At 62.5% G+C, this 25,204-nt stretch carries 31 protein-coding genes; 15 read left to right on the top strand and 16 right to left on the bottom strand.

The genetic code is table 11. The features are described 5' to 3' along the window. The first annotated feature begins 17 nt into the window (after window positions 1-17). Together FJ978_RS20230 and FJ978_RS20225 are read left to right on the top strand one after the other, a co-directional pair. On the top strand, window positions 18-530 hold the full coding sequence (locus FJ978_RS20230) for a GNAT family N-acetyltransferase (protein WP_140573451.1): 513 nt from the start codon (window positions 18-20) through the stop codon (window positions 528-530). After that, window positions 527-1,555 carry a histone deacetylase family protein gene (locus tag FJ978_RS20225; protein ID WP_140573450.1) on the top strand — a complete coding sequence of 343 codons (1,029 nt, stop codon included), beginning with the start codon at window positions 527-529 and terminating at the stop codon, window positions 1,553-1,555. Before FJ978_RS20230 ends, FJ978_RS20225 begins: the two co-directional genes overlap by 4 nt. A gap of 15 nt (window positions 1,556-1,570) precedes the next feature. On the opposite strand, the gene FJ978_RS20220 is transcribed toward FJ978_RS20225, so the two are convergent. The 3 genes from FJ978_RS20220 to FJ978_RS20210 form a co-directional block, all read right to left on the bottom strand. Further along, a complete protein-coding gene (locus FJ978_RS20220; protein ID WP_140573449.1) occupies window positions 1,571-2,839 on the bottom strand; it encodes a cysteine desulfurase-like protein in 1,269 nt (422 codons plus the stop codon). A gap of 48 nt (window positions 2,840-2,887) precedes the next feature. After that, window positions 2,888-3,955, bottom strand: coding sequence for an aldo/keto reductase (locus FJ978_RS20215; RefSeq protein WP_140573448.1), 1,068 nt, complete (start codon window positions 3,953-3,955; stop codon window positions 2,888-2,890). 121 nt (window positions 3,956-4,076) lie between these two features. Next, the gene (locus FJ978_RS20210) at window positions 4,077-4,544 is read right to left on the bottom strand and encodes a hypothetical protein (RefSeq protein ID WP_140573447.1); all 468 of its coding nucleotides are present in this window, start codon (window positions 4,542-4,544) and stop codon (window positions 4,077-4,079) included. Between the two features lie 397 nt (window positions 4,545-4,941). Here FJ978_RS20210 and FJ978_RS20205 point away from each other — a divergent pair, with 397 nt between their 5' ends. Then, window positions 4,942-5,106 (top strand): hypothetical protein, encoded by a 165-nt coding sequence (locus FJ978_RS20205; protein ID WP_013895844.1) that lies wholly within the window; start codon window positions 4,942-4,944, stop codon window positions 5,104-5,106. A 54-nt stretch (window positions 5,107-5,160) separates the two neighbouring features. Here the strand turns inward: FJ978_RS20205 and FJ978_RS20200 are convergent, their stop codons facing one another. Next, window positions 5,161-5,667 (bottom strand): DUF1993 family protein, encoded by a 507-nt coding sequence (locus FJ978_RS20200; RefSeq protein ID WP_140573446.1) that lies wholly within the window; start codon window positions 5,665-5,667, stop codon window positions 5,161-5,163. A gap of 140 nt (window positions 5,668-5,807) precedes the next feature. Here FJ978_RS20200 and FJ978_RS20195 point away from each other — a divergent pair, with 140 nt between their 5' ends. Next, window positions 5,808-6,860 (top strand): DUF1176 domain-containing protein, encoded by a 1,053-nt coding sequence (locus tag FJ978_RS20195; protein WP_140573445.1) that lies wholly within the window; start codon window positions 5,808-5,810, stop codon window positions 6,858-6,860. Between the two features lie 27 nt (window positions 6,861-6,887). Here FJ978_RS20195 and FJ978_RS20190 read toward each other — a convergent pair whose 3' ends face one another. From FJ978_RS20190 to FJ978_RS20155, 7 genes are all read right to left on the bottom strand, one after another. Further along, window positions 6,888-7,739: an alpha/beta fold hydrolase gene (locus FJ978_RS20190; RefSeq protein ID WP_041164266.1), complete on the bottom strand. Its 852-nt coding sequence runs from the start codon at window positions 7,737-7,739 to the stop codon at window positions 6,888-6,890. A 230-nt stretch (window positions 7,740-7,969) separates the two neighbouring features. Continuing rightward, window positions 7,970-9,580 (bottom strand): molybdopterin-binding/glycosyltransferase family 2 protein, encoded by a 1,611-nt coding sequence (locus FJ978_RS20180; protein ID WP_140573444.1) that lies wholly within the window; start codon window positions 9,578-9,580, stop codon window positions 7,970-7,972. Then, window positions 9,577-10,281, bottom strand: a complete 705-nt coding sequence (locus FJ978_RS20175; protein WP_023776258.1) for an XdhC family protein — start codon at window positions 10,279-10,281, stop codon at window positions 9,577-9,579. Before FJ978_RS20175 ends, FJ978_RS20180 begins: the two co-directional genes overlap by 4 nt. Window positions 10,282-10,287: 6 nt before the next feature. Beyond that, window positions 10,288-10,626 carry an XdhC family protein gene (locus FJ978_RS20170; protein ID WP_140573443.1) on the bottom strand — a complete coding sequence of 113 codons (339 nt, stop codon included), beginning with the start codon at window positions 10,624-10,626 and terminating at the stop codon, window positions 10,288-10,290. A gap of 50 nt (window positions 10,627-10,676) precedes the next feature. Then, window positions 10,677-11,921, bottom strand: a complete 1,245-nt coding sequence (locus tag FJ978_RS20165) for a VWA domain-containing protein (RefSeq protein WP_140573442.1) — start codon at window positions 11,919-11,921, stop codon at window positions 10,677-10,679. A 3-nt stretch (window positions 11,922-11,924) separates the two neighbouring features. Next, the gene (locus tag FJ978_RS20160) at window positions 11,925-12,854 is read right to left on the bottom strand and encodes a MoxR family ATPase (RefSeq protein WP_140573441.1); all 930 of its coding nucleotides are present in this window, start codon (window positions 12,852-12,854) and stop codon (window positions 11,925-11,927) included. Next, window positions 12,851-13,378, bottom strand: a complete 528-nt coding sequence (locus FJ978_RS20155; protein WP_013532115.1) for a flavin reductase — start codon at window positions 13,376-13,378, stop codon at window positions 12,851-12,853. The genes FJ978_RS20160 and FJ978_RS20155 overlap by 4 nt, the downstream gene beginning before the upstream one ends. A 180-nt stretch (window positions 13,379-13,558) precedes the next feature. Between FJ978_RS20155 and FJ978_RS20150 the strand changes: the two genes are divergently transcribed. Together FJ978_RS20150 and FJ978_RS20145 are read left to right on the top strand one after the other, a co-directional pair. Beyond that, the gene (locus FJ978_RS20150) at window positions 13,559-14,626 is read left to right on the top strand and encodes an ABC transporter substrate-binding protein (RefSeq protein ID WP_041164269.1); all 1,068 of its coding nucleotides are present in this window, start codon (window positions 13,559-13,561) and stop codon (window positions 14,624-14,626) included. Then, entirely contained in the window at window positions 14,626-15,651 is a 1,026-nt protein-coding gene (locus FJ978_RS20145; RefSeq protein ID WP_140573440.1) for a P1 family peptidase, read from the top strand. Before FJ978_RS20150 ends, FJ978_RS20145 begins: the two co-directional genes overlap by 1 nt. Before the next feature lie 9 nt (window positions 15,652-15,660). Here FJ978_RS20145 and FJ978_RS20140 read toward each other — a convergent pair whose 3' ends face one another. Next, window positions 15,661-15,915: a DUF2171 domain-containing protein gene (locus tag FJ978_RS20140; RefSeq protein ID WP_013895855.1), complete on the bottom strand. Its 255-nt coding sequence runs from the start codon at window positions 15,913-15,915 to the stop codon at window positions 15,661-15,663. Between the two features lie 134 nt (window positions 15,916-16,049). Between FJ978_RS20140 and FJ978_RS20135 the strand changes: the two genes are divergently transcribed. From FJ978_RS20135 to purB, 3 genes are read left to right on the top strand one after another with little or no spacing between them, the layout of a single operon-like run. Continuing rightward, on the top strand, window positions 16,050-16,775 hold the full coding sequence (locus tag FJ978_RS20135) for a DUF2259 domain-containing protein (protein WP_140573439.1): 726 nt from the start codon (window positions 16,050-16,052) through the stop codon (window positions 16,773-16,775). Beyond that, the gene (locus FJ978_RS20130) at window positions 16,772-17,284 is read left to right on the top strand and encodes a hypothetical protein (RefSeq protein ID WP_181176794.1); all 513 of its coding nucleotides are present in this window, start codon (window positions 16,772-16,774) and stop codon (window positions 17,282-17,284) included. Before FJ978_RS20135 ends, FJ978_RS20130 begins: the two co-directional genes overlap by 4 nt. Before the next feature lie 59 nt (window positions 17,285-17,343). Beyond that, the gene (purB, locus tag FJ978_RS20125) at window positions 17,344-18,651 is read left to right on the top strand and encodes an adenylosuccinate lyase (RefSeq protein ID WP_140573438.1); all 1,308 of its coding nucleotides are present in this window, start codon (window positions 17,344-17,346) and stop codon (window positions 18,649-18,651) included. 195 nt (window positions 18,652-18,846) lie between these two features. On the opposite strand, the gene FJ978_RS20120 is transcribed toward purB, so the two are convergent. Beyond that, window positions 18,847-19,659 carry a VOC family protein gene (locus FJ978_RS20120; protein WP_140573437.1) on the bottom strand — a complete coding sequence of 271 codons (813 nt, stop codon included), beginning with the start codon at window positions 19,657-19,659 and terminating at the stop codon, window positions 18,847-18,849. A gap of 239 nt (window positions 19,660-19,898) precedes the next feature. Here FJ978_RS20120 and FJ978_RS20115 point away from each other — a divergent pair, with 239 nt between their 5' ends. Together FJ978_RS20115 and FJ978_RS20110 are read left to right on the top strand one after the other, a co-directional pair. Then, complete coding sequence (locus tag FJ978_RS20115) at window positions 19,899-20,447, top strand: alpha/beta hydrolase (RefSeq protein ID WP_013895860.1); 549 nt, start codon at window positions 19,899-19,901, stop codon at window positions 20,445-20,447. A 137-nt stretch (window positions 20,448-20,584) separates the two neighbouring features. Continuing rightward, window positions 20,585-20,764, top strand: a complete 180-nt coding sequence (locus FJ978_RS20110; RefSeq protein ID WP_140573436.1) for a hypothetical protein — start codon at window positions 20,585-20,587, stop codon at window positions 20,762-20,764. 31 nt (window positions 20,765-20,795) lie between these two features. On the opposite strand, the gene FJ978_RS20105 is transcribed toward FJ978_RS20110, so the two are convergent. After that, window positions 20,796-21,569 carry an HpcH/HpaI aldolase/citrate lyase family protein gene (locus tag FJ978_RS20105; protein ID WP_140573435.1) on the bottom strand — a complete coding sequence of 258 codons (774 nt, stop codon included), beginning with the start codon at window positions 21,567-21,569 and terminating at the stop codon, window positions 20,796-20,798. Between the two features lie 164 nt (window positions 21,570-21,733). Further along, window positions 21,734-22,054, bottom strand: a complete 321-nt coding sequence (locus tag FJ978_RS20100; protein ID WP_013895863.1) for a DUF1476 domain-containing protein — start codon at window positions 22,052-22,054, stop codon at window positions 21,734-21,736. Between the two features lie 276 nt (window positions 22,055-22,330). Between FJ978_RS20100 and purC the strand changes: the two genes are divergently transcribed. The 3 genes from purC to FJ978_RS20085 are packed head-to-tail and all read left to right on the top strand — an operon-like array spanning window position 22,331 to window position 23,635. Beyond that, window positions 22,331-23,125 (top strand): phosphoribosylaminoimidazolesuccinocarboxamide synthase, encoded by a 795-nt coding sequence (gene purC, locus FJ978_RS20095; RefSeq protein ID WP_140573434.1) that lies wholly within the window; start codon window positions 22,331-22,333, stop codon window positions 23,123-23,125. Window positions 23,126-23,154: 29 nt separating this feature from the next. Then, window positions 23,155-23,397: a phosphoribosylformylglycinamidine synthase subunit PurS gene (gene purS / locus FJ978_RS20090; protein WP_013895864.1), complete on the top strand. Its 243-nt coding sequence runs from the start codon at window positions 23,155-23,157 to the stop codon at window positions 23,395-23,397. 19 nt (window positions 23,398-23,416) lie between these two features. Beyond that, entirely contained in the window at window positions 23,417-23,635 is a 219-nt protein-coding gene (locus FJ978_RS20085; protein WP_140573433.1) for a hypothetical protein, read from the top strand. On the opposite strand, the gene FJ978_RS20080 is transcribed toward FJ978_RS20085, so the two are convergent. Next, the gene (locus FJ978_RS20080; RefSeq protein WP_140573432.1) at window positions 23,621-24,367 is read right to left on the bottom strand and encodes a hypothetical protein; all 747 of its coding nucleotides are present in this window, start codon (window positions 24,365-24,367) and stop codon (window positions 23,621-23,623) included. The genes FJ978_RS20085 and FJ978_RS20080 overlap by 15 nt on opposite strands. A gap of 119 nt (window positions 24,368-24,486) precedes the next feature. On the opposite strand from FJ978_RS20080, the gene purQ reads away from it, so the two are divergent. Then, window positions 24,487-25,155: a phosphoribosylformylglycinamidine synthase subunit PurQ gene (gene purQ / locus FJ978_RS20075; RefSeq protein ID WP_140573431.1), complete on the top strand. Its 669-nt coding sequence runs from the start codon at window positions 24,487-24,489 to the stop codon at window positions 25,153-25,155. Window positions 25,156-25,204 lie beyond the last annotated feature (49 nt).

The following is a 25,204-nucleotide window of genomic DNA, read 5'->3' as shown; positions in this document are numbered from 1 at the left end:
TTGGCACCATACCTGTCTTGAGCAACTCATCCAAAATCCTCCTCCGCCCCGGCCGCATCGAAGACGTCGAAACCATCCACGCGGCAATCCTGAAACTCGGCACCCATATCGGCGCGCCCGAGGAAATCGTCTCGACGGCGGACGATCTCAGAACCTGGGGCTTCGGCGAAAAGCCCGCCTTCTCGACCCTGATCGCCGAAGTAGGCGGCGAGTTCGCCGGGCTGTGCCTGTATTTCCCGATCTTTTCGACCTGGATGGGGCGGCCTGGCGTCTACGTGCAGGATCTCTACGTCGAGGACCGGTTCCGCGGCCGCAAGATCGGCGAGCGGCTGTTGCGGCGCGTCGCAGCGCAGTGCCGAAAAGAAGGCGGGGTCTATCTCAGACTGTCCGTCGACACCGACAATGAAGGCGCCAAGGCTTTCTATGAAAGGCTGGGCATTGCCTGGTCGAGCTACGAACAGACGCAGAAGATCATCGGCGAAGCCTTTTTCGCCTTCGCGGATGCGCCGGAAAATGGGGAGCAGGAATGAAAGCCTTTTATGCGCAGGAGCAGAAACGCCACGACCCCAAGGCCTTTCTTTCCAGCGGTGCCGCACAGCCCAATCCGGAAAAGCCCGAACGCGTCGAGAGATTGTTAGCCGGCGCGATATCTGCGGGCTGCACGATCGAACGGCCGCGCAATCACGGGCTCGGCCCCGTTTCGGCGGTGCACACGCCCGAATATCTCGACTTTCTCGAGCACATCTTTGAACGCTGGCAACGCATCGATGGCGCATCCGCCGAGGTGATCCCCAACATCCACCCGATCGCCCGCAACGGTTCCTATCCGGCCTCGGCGGTCGGCCAGGCCGGCTATCACATGGCCGACACGGCTTGCCCGATCTCCGGCGAGACATGGCAAAGCGCGCTGTGGAGCGCCTGGAGCGCGGTCGAAGCCGCCGAAACGGCGATGGCTGGCGCACCGGCCGCCTATGCGCTGTGCCGCCCGCCCGGCCACCACGCTTTTGCCGATGTCGCCGGCGGCTTCTGCTTCATCAACAACTCGGCCGTTGCGGCTCAGGTTTTGCGCAGAAACGCAGCCCGCGTGGCAATCCTCGATGTCGACCTGCATCACGGCAACGGCACGCAAGGCATCTTCTATGCACGGCCCGATGTGCTCACCGTCTCATTGCATGCCGACCCGGTGCGTTTCTATCCGTTCTTCTGGGGTCATGCCGACGAGCGAGGCGAAGGGCCGGGCCTCGGCTATAATTTCAACTTGCCGCTGCCACGCAAATCCGCCGACGCGGCGTTCCTCGAAGCGCTTGAGGTCGCGTTCCAGCGCATACGTGCCTTTTCGCCGGATGCGCTTGTCGTGGCGCTCGGTCTCGACGCATTCGAGGGCGATCCGTTCGGCGGTCTCTCAGTGACCACGCCCGGCTTCTCGCGCATTGGCGAAGCCATCGCCGGGCTCGGCCTGCCGAGCGTCATCGTCCAAGAAGGCGGCTATCTCTGCGACGCACTCGGCGACAATCTCACCGCCTTCCTCACCGGTTTCGGCGGCAAGGCGCGGTGACAATTCTGGCCGGCGTCAGGATCGCTGCTGCCTGAGCATCGCGATCACCCGGTGCACGCTCTCCAGCGTCTCGTCGATCTCATTGGGTGTGTTGTAGTGGGCGATGCCGATGCGAACGACGCCTTGCTCGGCTGGAATGCCCAGCTGGTGGACGATCTCCCAAGCGTAGTTATGGCCGGACCACAGGAAGATGTTTTCGGCGTTCATCTGCCGGACGATGGTTTCGGGAATGATGCCGTCAACGGTGAAGGAGACCGTCGGTACGCGATCTCCGAGCCGCTTCGGGTCGGTGATGCCGTGGATGGTCAGGCCTGAAATGTCGGCCAGGCTATCGATCAGCCTCTGCGCCAGCGGGTTTTCATAGGCAATGGAGACTTCGAACGCCCTCGCGATCTTCTGCCTGCGCGAACCGCCTTCGCCCGCCGAAGCTCCAACGTCAGCAAAATAATCGACCGCCGCCGTAAGACCGGCCATCAGCTCGATCTGCGGCGTGCCGAGTTCGAACCGCTCCGGCAGGCCATTGGACGAGCAACGGCATTTGTAGGCCTTCAGACCATCGATGATATCCAGCCGTCCCCACAATATGCCCATATGCGGGCCGAAGAATTTGTAGGCCGAGCAGATCAGGAAATCGCAGCCGAGTTCCTGCACGTCGATCAGGCCGTGCGGCGCGAACTGGACGGCGTCGACATAGACCAGCGCGCCGGCCTGTTTTGCAATGGCAGTCAGGGACTTAACCCGGTTGATCGAACCGGTGAGGTTGCTGGCATAGTTCAAGGCGACCAGCCGCGTCTTGTCGGATAGCAGGTCGGCCAGCGTTGCCTCCTCGACCTGCCAACTCCTTTCGTCGAAGGGCAGCCAGCGCACCACAAGGCCAAGATCCTCGGCCAGCTGCAGCCAGGGCGAGACATTGCCCTCATGGTCCATGCGGGTGAGGATGATCTCGTCGCCGGGCTTCATGGTGCGGCCGAGTGTGCGGGACATGTGATAGGTCAGCGTCGTCATGTTGGCGCCGATGATGATTTCCTCGCGGCTCTCCGCGCCGAGGAAATCGGCCATTGCCTGATGCGCGTCATCGACGACAGCTTGAGCGGCGATACTCGTTTCGAAATAGCCGCCGAGATTGGCGTCGGTGGTGAGCAGGCAGCGCGACACCGCGTCGGCGACAGCCTGCGGCACCTGCGTGCCCGCGGGGTTGTCGAGATAGATGCGGCGACGCCCTTTGTCGGTCAGGGACAGAGCCGGGAATCTTGCTCGCACCGCCTCGATCGGAAAGTCCGCCATTGTCTCCACCCTTTTGTCATTCCTGATTAATTCCGTGCCTTGCACCAATCAAGGACAAGGATTGCCGACCCGCTGATGGATCGCATCCACCGCCTTCTGCATCTCTTCGGTCCAGACGACATCCACCGAGGACAACGCCATTTCCAACTGCGAAATAGTCGTGGCGCCGACGATGCTCGAGGTGACGAACGGACGGCTCGATACATAGGCATTGGCAAACAGCGCCGGCTCCAGCCCAAACGAGCGCGCCAACTCGTTGTATTCGAGTTGCACCTCCGCGGCATTGGGCGTCTCGTAGCGCTGGCCGCGATTGAACAGCTGCGAGCGCGACCCTTGCGGGCGGGCGCCATGGTCGTATTTGCCGGTGAGATAGCCCTGCGCCAGCGGCGAATAGGCGAGCAACGACACCTCCTCGCGTTCGCAGACCTCGGCGAGGTTGACCTCGAAGGTGCGGTTGACGAGATTGTAGGCATTCTGGATCGACGCGACGCGCGGACCAACGCTCTTGTCGGCCTCTGTCAAGAAACGCATCACCCCCCAGGAACTCTCGTTCGAGAGGCCGAAATGGCGGATCTTTCCCGCCTTCACCAGTTCCTCGAAGACGGCAAGCGTCTCTTCTATCGGCGTTTCGTCGGTCGGCGCGCCGATCGCATCGGGACGCCGCGCTACGGCGCCGACGCGTGTCGGGTTGGCGCCCCAGGGAATGTCCCTTTCCGGCCAATGAATTTGATAAAGGTCCAGATAATCGGTGCCGAGCTTGGCCAGCGACTTGTCGATGGCGTCAAGAATATCGGCGCGCACCAGTTGCGACGGCCTGTCGCCGCGAAACCAGCTGTTGGCGGTGCGGCCGACGACCTTGGAGGCAAGGATCACCTTGTCGCGGTTGCCCTTGGCCTTCATCCAGCTACCGATGATCTTTTCGGTCCGCCCTTGCGTCTCGGCCTTCGGCGGGATCGGATAGAGTTCAGCGGTGTCGATGAAATTGACGCCGCGCGAAAACGCCAGGTCCATCTGCGCGTGGCCTTCGGCCTCCGTGTTCTGCTGGCCCCAGGTCATTGAACCCAGGCAAATCTGGGTAACAAGGAGATCGGTCCGACCGAGACGGCGTTTGTGCATGGAATTTCTGCTCCGGAGGGAAAGCATGCGCGGCAGCGCGGGAATGAGGTCAGCATCTATAGGGAAAGCAGAGGCGCTCTCCAAGCCTCGGCAAGCCGACTTTTGCGTGAACTGGCGTTGTTTAGCGGCGAGCGCCGGCCACCGCGCGGCGCTTGGCTTCGTCGATCAGCATATTGGCCACCTGCATGCGGATCATGGCGCGCTGGCGCAGATGCGGGGCGACGCGGTCCGGATGGTTGGCGAAGGCAAAGCTGCGGCGCACGCGGCCGAAATCGGCGGTGCTCTTTGGCTGATCCAGTCCCAGTTCGACCGCGATCGATTCAGGATCGATCGGCGGCAATATCTCCTCGGGCTTTGGTTCTTCGCCGGCCAGAGCGAGCTTGGCGTGTTCGAGCAAGGCAGCGAATTCGCTGGCCAAGTCGGTACCCGCCTCACGATATTCGGCCGCGGATACCTTGATACGGCCGGAATGGAGTTCATCGGCAACGGACAGATAATCGAACGGAATGGACGGACGCGCACCGGCCCCGTCGCCCTCGATGCCGTCGCCCCCGATGCCGTCAGACGCAACGAAGAGGTCGTCGAGCAGCGAAGCGAAATCGCGCTTGGCGCTGGTAGCGATGTCAGCCTCCCACTTGCCCGACTGTCTGGGTTACAGACCATAGAACCGGCTCGTTAAAAATACATGCCACCGATGTTAACGAATTTAGCCGTTGCGAGGATTGCCGCCCGAGCACCCAAAGCTCCTCAAACAAAAGCCGGACTGCACTTTCATGCAGCCCGGAAATTCGCCAGGAGTGGCGAGGAAAAACTGGCCATGTGCCAGCGTTCAAGCCTACGGGTCCTGCGGCCCAAAAGTTTCACCAGGCCCCAAAAAAATTTTATGCAAATCATTCCGACATGGCAGGCATGCAAATGCTGCACTGCACAATTGTCACGATTCATCTATATTGCCGGTTGTGGAGGACCAACCAGGAGCCTGAGTCATGGGTTTCTTCACTGAAATGTTCGCCCGGCCGCGCCCGCAGGAACATCTGAGATATCGCGCGGCTCTCGCGCTGCTTCATTCGATGAGCAATGCCGACCGTGCCGACATCGGCGTCAAGCCCGCCGATTTTCCGCGCATCGCCCGCGAAATGTCTATTCGCTAAATGCATATTGCGAGATGTCCCGGATCGGTCCGGGACATCTCGACGTCCAATTCCTCAGCGCGATCCGAGGAATGTCGACTTGCCCAGCGGCACGCCATTGTGGCGAAGAATGTCGTAAGCGGTGGTGAGGTGGAAATAGAAGTTGGGCATGGCAACATGCAGCAGATACTGCATGCCGCCCAATGTGGTTTCGCGCCCGCCAAGCTTCAACTGGATCATCTTGTCGTCCGAACCATCGATATCGGCAGCCGAGAACGTTGCCAGAAGCGCGAGCGTCTTGGCGATCCGCGCCTCGAGATCGGCAAAGCTTGCCTCATTGTCCTCATATTTCGGCACTTCGCGGCCGGCGAGCCGCGACGGCGCGCCCTTGGCATGGTCGGTGGCGATCTGCACCTGCCGGGTCAGCGCGAACATGTCGGGCGCGAGGCGCGCCGTCAAAAACACCTGCGGGTCGATCTTGCGGTCAAGCGCATTCTGTTCGGCTGATGCCAGCACATTGGAAAGTGCTTTCAGCCGGGCCGAAAACACGGGCACGGATGCCTCATACATCGATATCGTCACGTCAAATCTCCCGTCCGGCCGAACGCCGGCGGTCGGGAGGTAGCGCCTTCGCGCTCGATTCTTCAAGCGCCGTCGACGCGGCGTCACCACGCCGCCGCAATCGCCGTGGTAGAATCTTCGTTATCGAGCGGAGATTCCCGATGAGACGCGCCCTTCTCGCAGCGATTGCCCTTCTCTCCCTTGCCACGAGTGGCCAAACGGCCCTGGCCGCCGGTGATGCCGCCGAAGCGCCCTATGTCGATGATCGTTCGAGCGCCGAGGCGGTCATCCATTCGCTCTACAGCGCCATCAACCGGCACGAATTCGCCCGCGCCTGGAGTTATTTCGGCGATACAAAGCCGGCAAAGGATTTTGACAGCTTCGTCAAGGGCTATGACGGCACCGCAAAGGTCGAGGTCGAGACCGGCGCTATCTCGGACGAAGGTGCCGCGGGCAGCATTTTCTACAACGTTCCCGTCGCCATCCGCGCCACCGACAAGACCGGCGGCGAAAAGGTTTTCGCCGGCTGCTACACGCTGCGCCAGGTCAATGCCCAGATCCAGGCCGCGCCGCCTTTCGACCCGATCCACATCGAAAAGGGCGCGCTGAAGCCCTCCACCGCCGATTTCGAGGAGGCGGTGCCGCCTAGCTGCGGCGACGGGCCGCCGCCACCGAAGAAGGACACGGCGTTGGAACAGGCCAAGAAGGCCTTTCTGGCGACCTATGGCGACCAGTGCGACAAGGATCTCGTGGCCAATGAGCCGGAGGTCTTTTCGATCAAGTACAAGGACAAGGATGCCCGGCCCGGAGATCCCGACAAGGAGACGCGGCTGTTCCATTTTTCCTGCTCGGCGGCCGCCTACAATGAAAGCTCGGTCTACTACATGACCGACGAGTTGTCGGCCGTGCAGCAATTGCAGTTCGCCGAACCCAAGATGGACATCCGCTACGAGAACAATGACAGCAATGGCAAATTGCTGGGCATGAGCATCGTCGGCTTCCAGACGAGCGGCTGGGCGGTCAATTCCGACTATGATCCGGATGCCCATACGATCACCACGTTCAACAAGTGGCGCGGTGTCGGCGATGCGTCGGACGCCGGCACCTATCTGTTCCGCAATGGTAATTTCTCGCTGGTCCAGTACGACGTCGACGCGTCCTATGACGGCAAGGAGAACCCGCAGACGGTCGTCGACTACAACACCGCGCCCTGAGCGCCGGCCTGCTTCAAGCCGCGTCGATTACGGCGCCTTCGACAGCATCCAGTTGAGCGTCCCGCGCCAGTCGACCATGCGGATGGGCGTGCCGTGCGTGCCGGTCTCGAAGCGGACGAACCGGGTCGGATAGGCTTTCGATTTGGCGATGATGGAACGGAAGAAGGCCTCCTGGCTTGCCACGGGAAAGACCACGTCATGGCTGCCCTGGCCGAAAAAGACCGGCACGCGGCGCTTGAAGGCAGGGCTGGCGAAAAAGCTGTCGTCCCACAGCGAGCCGAGCAGCAGCAGGCCATTGATGCGGCCGCCGGTGTCCTTGCGGGCGGCCAGCTTCCAGCAAAGCGCACCGCCCATCGAGCCGCAGGCGACGAAGATCTTCGCGCCCGGCGACTGTTCGGCGTAATGATCGATCAGCGCCGCCAGCTGTGCCGCGCCCTTGTCGCCGAAATCGGGAAAATCAGGACTGAGATAGAGGCCGCCATTGGCGGCCATCAGGTTCTTGAGGCGGTTGAAATTGCCGCCGAAGGTGAAGTCGTCGACGCCTTGCTTGCGGCTGCCACCCTGCCCGTGCAGGTAAAGCACGATAATGCCGGCGCCCTCCGTCTTGCCGACGGCGACATGCCTGACGTCGCCGGCATCGGTCTTCAGGAGCAGATCCTGCTGCACCTTGCGCACGCCGGTGTCGGTGTACTGCGCATGCACACGCTTTTCCGGCACCTCGTCGCGCTGGTTGATGTCGCGCATTTCGCGATAGTCGATGACCGTGTAGGCACCGTTGGTGTCGGAGGAAAGCGCAGCCGGATAGGCGAAGAGATCGTCCTTGAAGGATTTTAGGGACAAAGTGTCGGCGTTGGCGGCCGAAGAAAACAAGAAAAGCAAGGCAGCTAGGACAGCGCGGCACGCCCCCCTCTGGCCTGCCGGCCATCTCCCCCTCAAGGGGGAAGATCGGATGTCATCACGGCTTTCGCCAATCACCGCCGCTGGAGAAAGAGTGTCGATGCGGAAGCTGCCAATCTCCCCTCTTGAGGGGGAGATGGCCGGCAGGCCAGAGGGGGGTGCGACGGTACGAATAGCCATCCCCAAGCCATGCTTAATTCAGTTCGGGTTTGTCAATCCTGCAGCACCCCGCCGGCGCCTTCCAGCGCCTCGCGGGTATCGACATCGACGGATGCGCCCTCGCCGATCTCGACGTCGACGACGTCGAGCCCTTCGGCTTCGACCAGATGGCGTGCGCCGGTATCGCCTTCGAGATGGGCGACGGCGGGGAATAGCGAGCGAGGCAGAAGCACCGGGTTGCCGCGCTTCCCAAGATGCGAGGCGCGGACCACGGAATTGCCTCCGGCCCGACGGAATGCGTCGATCAGCCGGTCGAGATCGTTGGACGCGACACCCGGCATGTCTCCGAGAACGATCATCACGCCGGCGGTGTCTTGCGGCAGATAGGCAATCCCGGCTTTCAACGACGTGGACAGGCCATCGGCAAAATCTGGATTGTCGGCGAAGGTGACATCCAGGCCCGACAATGCCGCGCGCACCCGTTCGCGCTGATGGCCGGTGACGACAATCGTGCCCGCGGCCTTCGAGGCGAGAGCGCGCTCGGTGGTGCGGCGCACCAGCGGCTTGCCGTCGAACAGCGCCAGCAGCTTGTTCGGCCCGCCCATGCGGCTCGACCGGCCTGCCGCCAGGAGCACGGTCGCGACCTTGAGCTGGTTCTTGGCCGGCACCGGTTCGCGCGGCTGCGGCCGCGTCGGGATTTCCATCAGCAGCCCGCCGACGCCCATGCCGGCGATGTCGCGCGCGGTGACATCGAGGCCGGCAACCAACCGATCGAGCACCCAGTCGAAGCCGTTTTCCTTGGGGCTGCGGGCGCAGCCGGGCGCGCCGATGACGCGCTTGCCACCGAGCGTGCCGAGCACCAGCAGATTGCCGGGATCGACCGGCATGCCCGCGCGGATCACGGTACCGCCGGCCCTTTCGATCGCCGCCGGCACGACATCGGCGAAATCGCTCATCGCGGAGGCGCCGAAGATCACCACCATATCGTTGTCGCGCGCCAGCGCGGCCGCGGCCTCCGCCACGGGCGCAATCTCATGCGGCGTGCGGCGCTCCGCCGTCAACCTGCCGCCCGAGCGCGCCAACCGCGCTTCGGTGACACGCAGCGTCTTGTCGAGCACGCCAGGCTTGGTGCCCGGCAAGACCGTCTGGATGACGCCGACGCGCACCGGCTGGTAGACGTTGACGGCAAAGATCTCGCCGCCGGCACAGAGTTTGGTCACCGTGTCGACCAGCATGGAGGCGACGGCGAAGGGGATGATCTTGACCGTCGCGACCATCTGCCCTTTCTCGACCGGTGCGTGCTGGGCCAGGGTGGCGATGGTGATGGCGGGATCGACGGCGTTGATGGCATCGATGACCGCGGCATCGACCGTGAAGATACCGGCCGCCTTGGCATGGAGATTGACGCGGCCGGTGGCGGCGGGCCTCGCCTCGATGCCGCTGAATGTCATGCTCTCGGCAATTCTTTGCGCCGCAGCGTCCTCGCCCAGATCGTCCGGGGCCAGCACGGCCGCGACGACCTGCGAAATCCCGGCCCCCTTGAGTATGGAGATGTCTTCGGCGGTCAGCCTGTGCGCCTTGCGAAACCGCCGTTCGCCGGCGGTGGTGGCATGCGCCAGCACCGCGCCTTCGGCCGCGTCGATCGGAATTGGACCGAATTTCACGCTGCCGCGCCTTTTACATCGAGGCCGCGCGAGCGGAAGGCAAGGATGGTCTGCGCCAGAATGGCGACGGCGATCTCGGCGGGGCTCGCGGCACCGATATCGAGGCCGATCGGCGCATGGATGCGGGCGATCTGGTCGGCGCTCGCGCCCAGCGCCAGCAGGCGTTCGACGCGCTTGGCGTGGGTCTTGCGGCTGCCAAGCGCCCCGACATAGAAGCATTTGGCGTCGAGTGCGGCCTTCAGCGCGAAATCGTCGATCTTGGGGTCATGGGTGACGGCGGCGAGCGCCGTATAGCTGTCGAGCGGCTGGCGCGTAAGCACATCCTCGGGCCATTCCGCATGCAAGGCGACATCGGGAAAGCGGTCAGGCGTGGCAAAGGCGGTGCGCGGATCGATAATCTCCAGGGGATAGCCGGCGATGCGTGCCATCGGGGCGAGCGCCTGGCTGATGTGGACGGCGCCAATGACCAGCAGGCGCGGCTGCGGCAGATGCGCGTTGAGAAAGAAGGTCCGCCCCTCCGCCTCGACGGAACCGGAATTGCCCGATCGAAAGGCCTTGGCGATCGCCGTTCCGAGATCGCCGGCGACGTGGTCGCCCTCGCGCACGATACGATCGCGGCCGTCACCGAGATCGGTGACGAGGATCGCCGCACGGCGGGCGCGGCGCTCGGCATTCAAGGTTTTTAGGGTATATGGATCCATCTGAGATCAGCCTAATCGCTCGACATACACCTTGATGCGGCCGCCACAGGACAGGCCGACCTGCCAGGCGGCCTCGTCGGCAACGCCGAATTCCAGCATCCTGGCCTTGCCGGAGCCGATGACGTCGATCGCCTCGGTCACCACGGCGCCCTCGACGCAGCCACCCGAAACCGAACCGTGGAAATTGCCTTCGGCATCGATGACAAGGTGGCTGCCGACCGGGCGCGGCGCCGAACCCCAGGTCTCGACCACCGTCGCGATAGCGACGTCCTTGCCCTCCTTCATCCAGCCTTCGGCGATGATCAGCGGATCGCGGGCTTCATCGAGGTAAAGACTGTCGCTCATGGTTGCTTCTCTCAGGGTCTGTTTTTCAAGGGAACAGGCAAAACATATGGTTATGCGGCATGCCTCTCGCCAGCATCCATCCATCGCCGCGGATCGACCGACAGCGCCGATTTCTTGTCCAGCGAGGCGCAGAGGTCGGCGAGCGCGTCGAGATTGTGCACCGAACGGAATTCGTCGACATGCGGCAGCATCGCCTTGACGCCGCGGGCGCGCGCCTGAAAACCGTCAAAGCGCAGCAACGGGTTCAGCCAGATCAGCCGCCGGCAGGATTTGTGCAGCCGCTCCATCTCCTCTGAAAGCCCGGCGACATCGTCGCGCTCCAGCCCGTCGGTGATCAAAAGCACCACCGCGCCCTGCCCCAGCACGCGCCGCGACCAAATCAGGTTGAACTCGGCCAGCGTGTCGCCGATGCGCGTGCCGCCCGACCAGTCCTTGACCGCCGCCGAACAGTCGGCAAGTGCCACATCGGGATCGCGGTGGCGCATCTGCCGGGTCAGATTGGTCAGCCGCGTGCCGAAAACGAAAGTGTGCACGCGCCGGCGCTTTTCGGTCAACGCATGCAGGAAATGCAGGAAGATGCGGGTGTACTGGCTCATCGAGCCCGATATGTCGGCCAGCACCACCAGCGGCGGGTGGACTTCACGGGCCGAGCGGAATTTCGGCAAGATCAGTTCGCCGCCGGTTCGCGCGGCCGAACGCATCATGGCGCGCGGGTCGATACGGTGGCCATACGCATCGGCCTTGAAGCGCCTGATACGCACCATGTCGACGGGCAGACGCAGCCCGGCGATCGCCTTCCTGGCGTCGGCGATCTCGGCGGCGTTCATCTGAGCGAAATCCTTGCCCCGCAAAACCTCGTTGCCGGAAAAAGTGAAACGGGCATCGACCTCGATCTCGGGGATTTCCTGCGGCGGCTGATTCTTCTGGTGGCCTTCGAACATCGCCTGGCTGACGCGGTTCTCGGCCGCGCGCGGCTTCTGCTTCTCCCTGGCGTCGGGCGCCACAGGCGAAAACATCGCCAGCATCTTCTCGATCAACTCGCGCGATTTCCAGAACAGCCGGAAAGCTTCGTCGAAGATGACGTGATCCTCGTGCCGCGAGACCAGCACAGCACGCAGCGTCCAGTAGAAATCATCGCGCGAACCGATACCGGCGACGAGCACGGCCTCGATGGCGTCCTTGACCGAGGCTGGCCCGACACGCATGCCGGCCTTGCGCAAGGTGCGGGCGAAATAGACAATGTTGTCGGCGATCCGGCCGTCCGCTGTCGCCTCTTTCGGTTCGGGGCGCAGCATGGCCTATTCCGCCGCCGAAAGCTCGGCCTTCACCTCTTTGAGGATGCGCCGGCCTTCACCCTGTTCGATGCGGGCTATGTCGTCCTGGTATTTCAACAGCACGCCGATCGTGTCGGATACCGTCTCCGGATCGAGCGCGACCTTGTCGAGCTCGGTCAGCGCACCGGCCCAATCGATGGTTTCGGCGACGCCCGGCACCTTGAACAGCTCCATCTGGCGCAGTTTCTGGATGAACGAGACCACCTCGGCCGAGAGCCGCTGGTTGGCCTGCGGCACCTTGCGGTGCACGATCTCAAGCTCACGCTCGGCATTGGGATAGTCGACCCAGTGATAGAGGCAGCGCCGCTTCAGCGCGTCGTGTATCTCGCGGGTGCGGTTGGTGGTGATGATGACGATCGGCGGCTCTTCCGCCTTGATGGTGCCGAGTTCGGGCACCGTCACCTGGAAGTCGGAGAGGATTTCGAGCAGGAAGGCCTCGAAGGCTTCGTCGGTGCGGTCGAGTTCGTCGATCAGGAAGACCGGGGACGCACCCGCCTTGCCGGTCAGCGCGTCGAGCACCGGGCGGCGGATCAGGTATTTTTCCGAGAACACGTTGCGTTCCATGGCGGAGCGATCGACCTTGCCGGCCGCCTCCTCCATGCGGATCTCGATCATCTGCGCGGCGTAGTTCCACTCGTAGACCGCCGAGGAGACATCGAGCCCCTCATAGCACTGCAGGCGGATCAGCCGGCGGCCAAGCGCCTGCGCCAACACCTTGGCGATCTCGGTCTTGCCGACGCCGGCCTCGCCCTCGAGGAACAATGGCCGTTTCATGCGCAGCGACAGGAAAAGCACGGTCGCCAGCGACCGGTCCGCTACATAGTCCGCGCCAGTCAGGAGATCGAGTGTTTCATCGATCGTCCGCGGCACGGCTCGCGGTTTCAGCTCGTTCATTCTTTCTCCGTGAACGCCGCTGCTCCGCTTTCCAGAACGTGGTAGCCGCGGGCGTGGTAGATCAGCGGCCGCAAATTATCGCCCATGCGCAGGCCTGTCACCTTGCCAAAAAGCACACGATGGGTGGCAAGGTCCTTGGTGTCGATCAACTCACAGTCGAAAACGGCGAGCGCGCCCTTCAAGGTCGGCGCGCCGGTGGAAATCACGTCCCATTCGCCGAGCGCGAAACGCTCCTCGACCGGCAGGCCGGTGATGCCTGAAAACCCGACCGACAGCGGCTCCTGGTGCGAAGCCAGTGTGTTCAGAGCAAATCGGCCGTTCTTCACGAACGGCTCATTCTTGGGATTCTCACGGTTGAGGCAGACCAGAATGGTCGGCGGCGTGTCCGACACCGAGCAGGCCGCGATCACCGTCGCGCCGCGTTTGCCGGCTGGCCCGTCGGTGGTAACCACATGGACGTGACCGGCAAAATGGCTCATCGCGTCGCGATAGGCCTGAGGTCCAATGTCATTCTTCTTCAGCACCAGAATTTTCCACAGCCAGAAACCTCACCGCTATATATGGCTAGACATGACATGCCACAAGCGAAGTGCTTGGCCCATATCGCCAAATTCGCGTGTTGCACCAAGGCCGGGCAGCCTTTAGGTCTTGGCGGGAGCTGGTGCCTGCGCGATGTCGCGGGCTTGGAGGAACACTTCGGCAGGATGCGATCCCGGGCAACGATATCCGCCGCGCTGGCCTGGCTGCTGCTGGCCGGCGCCGCCAACGCCCAGACGCTCACGATCGGCGTTGCCGCACCCCTGTCGGGACCGTCGGCCATTCTCGGCAAGCAGGTGGAGGCCGGTGCCGGGCTCGCGGCGGAAGCAAACGGTGTCGAACTCAAGACCGTGGATGACGCCTGTACCGCCGATGGCGGGGCAGCCGCGGCCAGGGACTTCGTGGCAGCCAAAGTCAATATCGTCGTCGGCTTCCTCTGCACAGACGCGATCGAGGCGGCGATGCCGATCCTGAGGGACGCCAACATCGCGGTCATCACCGTTGGCGTGCGAACCGAAAGCTTGACCGACCGCCGCGCCAAGACCGGATGGCCGGTCTATCGCCTGGGGCCGCGTGGCGACGATGAGCGCAACGCCGTTGCCTCCACCCTCACCCACCTGTGGCAGAACGAGCTGTTCGCCATCATCGACGACGGTACCATCTATGGCCGCGAGATGGCCGAGACGTTTCGCGCCGCAGCGGAGCAAGCGGCGCTGAAACCCGTCTTCGTCGACACGTTCCGGCCGCAGCTCGACAACCAGATCGGCCTCATCGGCCGGCTGAAGAAGGCCGGCGCCACGCACGTTTTTGCCGGCGGCGATGGCGACGACATCGCCATCATGGGCCGCGATGCTGCACAGCTCCAGGCGGGCATCGTCTTTGCCGGCGGTGAAAACCTGCGCACGCCGCCCGGCGACGTGCCCTATGCGACGGGCACGCTGATGATCGCGCCGCCCGAATGGGCCGATGTCGCCGATCCCAAGGTGCTGGAAAGCTTCGCCGCGCAAAAGATCGTGCCGGACGGCTACACGGTGCCGGCCTATGCGGCGATCGAAATCGCCAAGTCGGCGGCGGCATTGTCCTCGGGCATGCCGCTGACCGAGGTGCTGACCGGGCATGATTTCACCACGGCGATCGGGCCGATCCGCTTCGACGCCAAGGGCGACCTCAGCCAGAGCCCCTATCGCGTGTTCCGCTTCGACGGCACGCGCTTCGTGCCCCTGGAAGGCAACTGATGTTCCGCACCGGCCCGCGCAACCTGATCACCGATGTCGCCGGCCTGCGCGTCGGCAATGCGACCGACGCCCTGTTGAAGTCCGGGGTGACGACCGTCCTTTGCGACGAGCCGGCGATCGCCGGCGTGCAAATCCTGGGCGGCGCGCCGGGTACCCGCGAGACGGACCTGCTCGAACCGCACAATTCGGTCGAGGCGGTGCATGCCGTGGTGCTGTCGGGCGGTTCGGCTTTCGGCCTCGACGCGGCGTCCGGCGTGCAGGCGGCATTGCGCGAGCGCGGTATCGGCTTCGAGGTGGGCGGCTTTCGCGTGCCGATCGTGCCGGCGGCGATCCTGTTCGACCTGCGCAATGGCGGCGACAAGGACTGGGGCCGTTATCCGCCCTACCGCGACCTCGGCTATGAGGCAGCGCAAACCGCGGCAATGGATTTCCAGCTCGGTACGGCCGGCGCCGGCACCGGCGCGCTGACCGCAGGGCTGAAGGGCGGCCTGGGTTCCGCCTCGACGCTGCTGGACAATGGCGTCACCATCGGCGCGCTGGCGGCCGTCAACCCGACCGGCTCGGCGACCGTTGGCCGCACACGCCATTTCTGGGCGGCGCCTTTCGAAATCGGCGACGAATTCGGCGGGCTCGGCTATCCCTCGCCAATGCCGGACGATGCGAAGAGGATCTTGCTGAAATACCGCGACAAGCATGCCGGGGGGCAGATGGAGACCGGCGGCAACACGACCATCGCCGTCATTGCCACCGATGCGGTCCTGACCAAGGCTGCTGCAAAGCGCCTGGCGATATCGGCGCATGACGGCTTCGTGCGCGCCATCTGGCCGACGCACACGCCGGCCGATGGCGACCTGGTGTTCGCGCTGGCAACCGGCAAGAGCGGCATCCGGCTCGAAGCCGACGCGGCAATCGACCTTTATGCCGCTGCCGGTGCCACCATGGCGCGCGCCATCAGCCGCGGCGTGTTCGCCGCAACACCTGCCGAAAACGATCTTTTCCCGGCCTGGTCGTCGCGCCCCGGCTGAACCGGTCGATCACACACGATCGGATCTTTCTTCCTCGAAGGTCACCGCGACATCGGAATTCGCCGACAGCCAAACCTTCTTGCCGTCGACTTCGGCAACCAAGGCCAGAGGGACGTAATGGTGATGGCCCTTGTGAGCGCCCTCGCCGCTGTCGGCCTTGGTCAGCTTGATGCGCTGGCCGTCGACCTTGTCGACGGTGCCGATATGCACGCCATCGGCGCCAACGACTTCCATATGCTCACGAATTTTGCTGGTGTCGGTCATGGTGGTTCTCCATTGGGACTGCCGACAATAACAAACGACCGGCCGATTGGATGCATCGGCTTTCAGGCAGCACGACGTTTTGATTCCATCATGCTAGGGGACTAGACGATCACGAACACCGGGGGTGAAAGACGATGCGGATCCTTTTGCTGTTTGCCGTTTGCCTGTTAGCACAGGTCACGACGCCGATCGTGGCCCGTGCCGGCGATGTCGCCCAGCTCGAAATCCTGGGATTCACCAAGGACGGCGGCGTGTTCGCCTTCGAGGAATATGGCGTCCAGGATGGGTCGGGTTTCCCCTACGCCAATCGCTATTACATCGACACCAATGACGACAGCTTTCTCAAGGGAACGCCGATCCGAGTGCGGCTGGACGACGAGACCGCCACGATCGAGGCAGCGCGCCTGCAAGCCCGGCAGAAGGGCGAGGCCATTGTCAGCCAGGCCGAGTTGAGCGCCAACCGCGGCATCACCGCCGGTTTCAATCCGGTGACCGAACTTTCGGCCGATCCACACCGCATGGTGGTCAACCCACGCCCGATCTTCTCGCCGGTCGACCAGCCGCTCGAGTTCCGGCTGGACGAGTTGGGCATGAACAACACCGAAGGCTGCGAGAGCCAGGGCGAGATCAACGGCTTTCGGTTGCTGCGCGTCGAGGCGCGGGACGGCGGCACCATCAGGCTGCTGCACGAGGACAAGTCAGTCCCCAAGAGCCGCGGCTGCCCGAACGGCTACAGCATCGGTGCGGTCCAGACGTTCTCGATGGACAGCCTCAGCGCCTATGCGGTGCTGATCGCGGTGCGTCAGTACGGCTTCGAGGGGCCGGACTATCGTTGGATTGCCGTGACGGGCCGGCTGTGACACCGCACGCCGCCAGCCCCGGCCCGAACTATGTCCGCCGCGCCTTGCCGGGGTGGCGGACGGCGTTTCTCGGCGCCTTGGTGTGGGCCGTGATGATGGGCGGCAGCGCGCTTCTCAATCTGCTGCTGGACAATTGGGAGACGCCGGAGAAGATACGCACCGTATTGCTGCTCTTTGCGATGGGTGGAACCCTGGCCTTTCCGTTTGGCCTGTTTGCGGCGCAGTTGCTGTCTCTCGGAAGGCGCCGGGAAGTTGCCTTCGCGGCAGCGTTCGTGTGCCTCGCCGCAGCAACGATCGGCTTGACCGGCGGGCTCTATGCCCTGCAATACCGCTCCTACTATGCCGAGTGGCACGCGCCCGCCCTCACCCACACCTGGGCTCTCCAGCTCGTCTTCACGACTTTGATCGCGTTCTACCAGTTCGTGGTGCTGGGTATCCGGCTTTACTTCCCGCTCGGTTTCATCGCCTTGTTCGCCGCGAGCGTATGGTTTGCGCGGCGGCGGCGTTGAGCATTTTGTCCGCCTCTGTTAGGACGCGGGCAAACCTCTCTATATGTCAGGACTGACCGATGATCCCACGCTATTCCCGGCCGGAAATGGTCGCCATCTGGTCGCCCGAAACCCGGTTCCGCATCTGGTTCGAGATCGAAGCCCATGCCTGCGACGCGCTGGCCGAACTCGGCGTCATCCCTAAGGCAGCCGCGAAAACCATCTGGGAAAAGGGCGGTGCCGCGAAATTCGATGTCGAGAAGATCGACGAGATCGAGCGCGTCACCAAGCATGACGTCATCGCCTTCCTGACCCATCTCGCCGAATTCGTCGGGCCGGACGCCCGCTTCATCCACCAGGGCATGACGTCTTCGGATGTTCTCGACACCTGTTTTGCCGTGCAGTTGACCCGCGCCAGCGACATCCTGCTCGCCGATATCGACGGGCTGCTCGCGGCGCTCAAGCGCCGTGCCTTCGAGCATAAGGACACCGTCACCATCGGCCGCAGCCACGGAATCCATGCCGAGCCGACAACCTTCGGCATCAAGCTGGCGCAGGCCTATGCCGAATTCTCGCGCTGCCGCGAGCGGCTGGTGCATGCGCGGGAGGATATCGCCACCTGCGCCATTTCGGGTGCGGTCGGCACCTTCGCCAACATCGAACCCTATGTCGAGGAGCATGTGGCGGCAAAACTCGGGCTGAAACCGGAGCCGGTGTCGACGCAGGTGATCCCGCGTGACCGCCACGCCATGTTCTTCGCCACGCTCGGTGTCATCGCCTCGTCGATCGAGCGGCTGGCGATCGAGGTCCGGCATCTGCAGCGCACCGAAGTGCTGGAAGCGGAAGAGTTTTTCTCGCCCGGCCAGAAAGGCTCGTCGGCCATGCCGCACAAGCGAAACCCGGTGCTGACGGAAAACCTCACCGGCCTCGCCCGCATGGTGCGCTCCATGGCATTGCCGGCGATGGAGAATGTGGCGCTCTGGCACGAGCGCGACATCTCGCATTCCTCGGTCGAGCGGATGATCGGTCCGGATGCCACGGTGACGCTCGATTTCGCGCTGTCGCGGCTGACCAGCGTTGTCGACAAGCTGGTCGTCTATCCCGAGAACATGTTGAAGAACATGAACAAGTTCCGCGGCCTGGTGCATTCCCAGCGCGTCATGCTGGCGTTGACGCAGGCCGGCCTGTCACGCGAGGACTCCTACCGGCTAGTGCAGCGCAACGCCATGAAAGTGTGGGAACAAGGCGCTGATTTTCTTGAGGAACTTTTGTCCGACAAGGAAGTAACCGCAGCGCTGCCCGAGGCGCAGATCCGCGAGAAATTCGACCTGGGCTACCACACCAAGCATGTCGACACGATTTTCAGGCGGGTGTTCGGCGAGGCTTGAGCTTTCCTTCTCCCCGTTTACGGGGAGAAGGTGCCCGACGGGCGGATGAGGGGCGGCGCGGACTTCGGCGGTTAAAGCTACCCATCGCCTTGTGCAGAAACGATAACCTCCCAACCTCGGCGCGGCCCCTCATTGCCCTGCCGGGCATTTCTCCCCGTATAGTGACGGGGAGAAAGAAGCTGTGCCGATGTCAAATCAAGCCTTGCCAGGCACGGTCTTGATCACTGTGCCCCAAGGGTCCTCACGGGTCGTTTCACTGCTCACATTGTCCGAGCGCATCTCGACCCAGGCGAGACCCGATCGCGACGCGTCGCGACGACCCGCACCGGAGCTCTGCCAGGCATTGGCGCCGATGTGGTGGTGGTAGCCGCCGGACGACAGGAACACTGCCTGGCCGCCGTATCTGGCCATCGTGTCGAAGCCGAATTCCTGGTTCCACCAGGCTTCAGCTTCTTCCGGCCTGCCGACGCGCAGATGAACGTGGCCGACAATGCTGTTTTCCGGCGCGCCTTGCCAGCCGGCATCGCCGGCCGGCACTTCGGCGACGACGGAAGGAATGTTCAGCCGTTCGGTCGCCATGGCGATCTTGTCGCCATTCCATTTCCAGTCCTGCGGACGGCGGTCGGCATAGATCTCGATGCCGTTGCCTTCGGGATCGGTCAGGTACAGCGCTTCGCTGACCAGATGGTCGGAAGCGCCCTCGATGGCGATCTTGTCTGATATCGCATGGTTGATCCAGCGGCCGAGATCGGCGCGGCTGGGCAGCAGGAAAGCCGTATGGAACAGGCCGGCGCTGCGCGGATCGTCCGGCTTGGCGGAAGCATCCGGTTCGAGGACCAGCAACGGACGGCTGCCGGCGCCAAGCGTGATCGCGCCGTCGGCGCGGCTCAACTCCTGCAGGCCGACGACCCTGCGGTAATAGGCTGCGAGGCCTTCGGCATCGCGCGCCTTCAGCCCGACGCGGGCTACGCTCACCGGCGTGGTGGCGGCAAATGGCAGTTCGCTCATCATTGTCTCCGTTGCGGCCACGCTCCACGGAACTCCCAAAGCCAAGAGCCCTGCGCCGCCGATCATCCTACGTCGTGTCAGCGCCAAAATCCGGTCCTTCACGGCTGTTTCTTTTCCAACGACAAATCGTCGATCGCGATCGTTCACACAAGACAGCGAAAAGCGAACATCGTGTTCACCATTACGAGGGGCGCCCATCAGCGGTTGCATGAGATAAGCGCTCTCGCTATCTCAGCGCCATGAAAGTCAAAGACGCAGATATTCTGATCGTTCCGGGCTACACCAATTCCGGGCCCGAGCATTGGCAGACCCGCTGGCAATCGAAATTGTCGACGGCGCGGCGGGTCGAGCAGGCGGAATGGTCAAAGCCGGTGCGCGAGGACTGGACGGCGAGCGTGGCCAAAGCGGTCAATGAAGCCGAGAGGCCGGTTGTCATCGTCGCCCACTCGCTGGGGGTCGCCGCGGCGGTGCAAGCCATTCCGCGGTTCCAGAAGCCGGTCGCCGGGGCCTTTTTCGTGGCGCCGCCCGATGTCGCCAATCCAAAGATCAAGCCAAGGCACCTGATGACCTTCGGCCCCTACCCGCGCGAACCGCTGCCTTTTCCTTCGATCGTGATCGCCAGCCGTAACGACCCGTTCTGCGCCTTCGATGTCGCCGAGGACATTGCCGGCGCCTGGGGCTCGCTGTTCATCGACGCCGGCGAGACCGGGCATCTCAGCGAGGATTCAGGCTTCGGCCCTTGGCCCGAAGGTTCCATGACCTTCGCCAAGTTCCTGACGGACCTGTAATATATACGGTCAAAGCCTGAACACGAAGCTGCTCGGCAGGCCATCGCGCAAGGATGCTTCACTCGAATTGTTGAGAGGCCGCACTCGTTGTTCTGAATGGGCATTGTTTGCGTGCTTTCGCGCCATCGCCGGAGGGCATGGTGCTGGCCAGCGGTTCAGCCGTATTCGCCACCGCTGCCGCCATAGCAGGTTCGATCCTCGTGGCCTTGCCGCTGATGGCCTTCAACAACCGCTGGGTTCAAGCGCTCGGCGCCTTGTTCGACAAAGTCAGAGGCAGCAGGCCCTCCGCAGCGGCGCCCGCGGCAGCCAAGGCCTGACCACGCGACGCTTGCGGCAGCCGGTTCGGGTTCAGGATCCGATCGAATCCTTGATGCTCTTGAGCAGGGTCTTTGCGCCCAGCGAAATCAGCGCATGCTCCGAGCCAGTGGCCAGCAGGCGATAACCCATCGACACGACACGACCGGCTATTGCCGGTTCGACGACATAGATCGCCGCATGCTTGCCGGCCTTGCGGGTGCGCTCGGCAACCGACGCTACCGTCTCCATCATGCTCTCCAGCGTGGAACTGACCGCAGCGCCGTTGGTCCAGGCGATCGAGAAATCCGACGGCCCGAGGAAAATGCCGTCGATGCCCGGCGTGTCGAGAATGCCGTCGAGCGCGTCGAGCGCGGCGCGCGTCTCGACCATGGCGAAGGCCATAGTGCGTTGATTGGTGTCGCGCAGCCATTCGGCTTGGTCGCCCTTGCCATGGCGTGGAAAGGCGTAGGTCGGACCCCACGAACGCTCACCGAGCGGCGGATATTTCATCGCCGCTGCGAACAGCCTTGCGTCGGCCACCGAGTTCACCATCGGGGCGATAACCGCCTCGGCGCCGAAATCGAGCGCCCGGCTCGCCATGTCGAAACGGCCGACCGGTATGCGCACCAGCGCGGGTTTGTTCGCGGCAAGCACCGGCACCAGACCGCGCAGGACGCTGTCCTCGTGATGGCCGCCATGCTGCATGTCCAGCGTCACGGCATCGAAGCCCTGCTTGGCGAGGATCTCGACGGTCAGTGCGTCGGGCACGCCCGACCATGCGGTGACCAGCGTTTCATCGGCGGCGAGACGGGACTTCAGGGACATGGACACTTTCCTTGTTAACGATCGCAGTTTCAGCCGGAAACCATGGCAAAGGCAAAGAAAAACCGCCCGGCTGGACCGGGCGGTCGATTGGTCCAGTTATTCTTTTTGTCGCAGGTTCCGTCGCAAAACCGTGGGACACTTTTGCGGAACCAGATTCGGCCGGATCAGGTGTTCTTGATCTGCTCGATCGCTTGGGCCATCAGCTCGTCCATGGTGCGGCGGATCTGATGGTCGGACTGGTCGACGCCAGCGGCATCGAAATCCTTGCGGATCTTGCGGAACACGTCGTGGTCGCCGGCTTCCTCGATGTCGGAAACCACCACTTCCTTGGCATAGACATCGGCGTCAGCGCCCGACTTTCCGAGCTTTTCGGCGGCCCAAAGGCCGAGCGCCTTGTTGCGGCGGGCGGAGGCCTTGAACCGAAGCTCCTCGTCGAATGCGAATTTGCGTTCGAAGCCCTCTTCGCGGTCTTTCATGCTGCTCATGGCGTCCCTCCGGGTCAAATGCGATTCGTTTGCAAAAGGATATGTGTGTTGCCAAAGCACAAACCAAAAGGTCGCGGGCCGGTCAATACGCTTCGTCGCATGCTGCGCTGCGGCATTTCGGTCCCGAAAGCGGTTGATTGGGGGGATTTGCCGATTGAGCAAACGATGTGATTGGGATAGACCCGGCATTGAACCCAACCGTCGCCACACTAATTTAGGCAGACGGACAGGAACTGGTCGCTTGCCGCCTGCCCGCAAATCCAGAGAAAAATTCAGATGAAAAATCGCCGCCGCATTTATGAAGGCAAGGCCAAGATCCTCTATGAAGGACCCGAGCCGGGCACGCTGATCCAGTTCTTCAAGGACGATGCAACCGCGTTCAACAAGAAGAAGCACGAGATCATCGACGGCAAGGGCGTGCTCAACAACCGCATTTCCGAATATATCTTCAATCACTTGAACCGCATGGGCATTCCGACCCACTTCATCCGCCGGCTCAACATGCGCGAGCAGCTGATCAAGGAAGTCGAGATCATTCCGCTGGAAGTGGTGGTGCGTAATGTCGCCGCCGGCTCGCTGTCCAAGCGCCTCGGCATCGAGGAAGGCACCGTTCTGCCGCGCTCGATCATCGAATTCTATTACAAGGCCGACGCGCTCGACGACCCGATGGTGTCGGAAGAGCACATCACCGCATTCGGCTGGGCAAGCCCGCAGGAGATCGACGACGTCATGGCCCTGGCCATCCGTGTCAACGACTTCCTCTCCGGCCTGTTCATGGGTGTCGGCATCCAGCTCGTCGACTTCAAGATCGAGTGCGGTCGCCTTTTCGAGGGCGACATGATGCGCATCGTCGTCGCCGACGAGATTTCGCCGGACTCCTGCCGCCTGTGGGACGTGGCAACGCAAGACAAGCTCGACAAGGACCGTTTCCGCCGCGACATGGGCGGCCTGGTCGAAGCCTACCAGGAAGTCGCCCGCCGCCTCGGCATCATGAACGAGAACGAACCGCCGCGCCCGACCGGCCCGGTGCTTGTCGCCTCGACCGACGGCCTCAAAGGCAAGCCGCACTAACCAAGAGTTCGAACAGGAGCATGTCCAGCGTGATCAAGGCCCGCATTACCGTTACCCTCAAGAATGGCGTGCTCGACCCGCAAGGCAAGGCGATCGAACACGCGCTGTCCGGACTGGGCTTTGATGGCGTGGGCGCAGTGCGGCAGGGCAAGGTGTTCGACGTCGAGCTGGCGGAAAGCGACAAGGCCAAAGCCGAGGCAGACCTGAAAGCCATGTGCGACAAGCTGCTGGCGAACACGGTGATTGAGAATTATAGTGTGACGCTTACCTAGGGTTGTGCCGGAGGCACCGATGCCTGAAGTCACGAATGAGCTGATGTACGAGCTTCTGAAGCGCCTAGATCATCGACTCGGTGAGCTTTGCCAGGACTTTTCCGACGTGAAGTCCGAGCTTAGCTCCATTCGCGGTCATCTCATCGCCACCGAGAGCGACATGAAGAATATCTATGGCGTGCTGGCTCGTCGGGATGCCCGGCTTGAGCGCATCGAATTCCGCCTAAAGGACGCCTAAAACGGCGGCCAACTTGTATAGGCTATGCACCGCTATGAATAGCAAGAAACCTACAAAAGCCATCAGGGAAAATGTCCATGGCGGCTTTTGTATCGGCCGATGAACGGCACCGTATTTGGCGTGGATCGCCAATATTTCGGCACGAAATGCTGGATCCTTCGGTAGATCGCTGTAGTTTCTCTTAAAGTATATAATTCTAAAGAATATGATATCCACCGTGATGGCTATCCATGATCCAACAAAAAGCCACGCACTCATGACATAGACGCGAAGGAAATCGGTACTGTGACTTTGCGTGCATGCATCCACTATACTTAAATGTGCCGAAATAGACCTACGGGTGGTGGAGTCAAGCCAAAGGCCGTCATCCTTCATGGCCAACGCCAGAAAGATGAGCAGCAATACTAACGTTCCTAGCGCAAGCTTGAGATACCGCATCCTGCTTGTAGCATCAGCAATGGCTGCGACGCCAAGGGCGAACACAAATCCTAGCAGGACGAGGCAAATCGCCAGCGCATAGGCAATCTGGGCCATGATTAAATTGGCAAAGGATGAAGAGCAAAGTCCAAGATCGACTTTAAGCGAAAAAATTCTCGAAAACGCCGTAGCGAAATTGGCGTCGGCCTGAGAGAAAAACGGATAAATGAATGCCGACAAAAGCAGCACCGTCGCACCGGAAACGCCAGATGCCCAACGTTGGTCTTCGAATTTGAGTTCCCAGCCGCTCTTCAAATTTGCCTGCCCAGTTTGCAACCGCAAAATAGCTTAAAAGCCTTAACTGGCGCTTGACCCGCAAATACGCTGCCGATACGCCAGTTCCGGATATGCCTCTTGAATCAGCTGGACATGTCATGAAATCAGCCGTCGTCCTCCTTCCCGGCCTCAACCGCGACCGCGACATGATCGCGGCGCTGACCAAGATTTCGGGAAAACCGCCGGTTACGGTCTGGCAGACCGACACTGAAATCCCCGATGTCGACCTGATCGCCATCCCCGGCGGCTTCTCGTTCGGTGACTATCTGCGTTGCGGCGCGATCGCGGCGCGCATGCCGGTCATGCGGGCGGTCGCCGAAAAGGCGGCCAAGGGCGTGACGGTCATCGGCGTCTGCAACGGTTTCCAGATCCTGGTCGAGGCCGGTCTCTTGCCTGGCGCCTTGATGCGCAACACCTCGCTAAAGTTCGTCTGCCGGCAGGTGAAGCTCGAGATCACCAATGCCAACACCATGTTCACCAGCCGCTACAAACCGGGCCAAATCATCCGCTCGCCGGTGGCGCATCATGACGGCAATTATTTTGCCGATGCCGGCACACTTGCCCGCCTCGAAGGCGAAGGACAGGTGGTGTTCCGTTATGCCGAGGGCACCAATCCCAACGGTTCGATCAACGACATCGCCGGCATCGTCAACGACCGGGGCAATGTGCTCGGCCTGATGCCGCATCCTGAAAACCTGATCGAAGCCGCCCATGGCGGCAGCGACGGCCGTGCGCTGTTCGAGAGCGCGCTCGGCATCGCCGCTTGACGATTTCAGCCGAGAATGCGCTAAAGTTTACAAGGACATCAAGTCCATT

This window comes from Mesorhizobium sp. B1-1-7, assembly GCF_006442705.1.
In the GTDB taxonomy this organism is placed as follows: Bacteria; Pseudomonadota; Alphaproteobacteria; order Rhizobiales; family Rhizobiaceae; genus Mesorhizobium; species Mesorhizobium opportunistum.
Note: the sequence above shows the minus strand (reverse complement) of the source record. Positions and strands in the feature narration are given on the sequence as shown.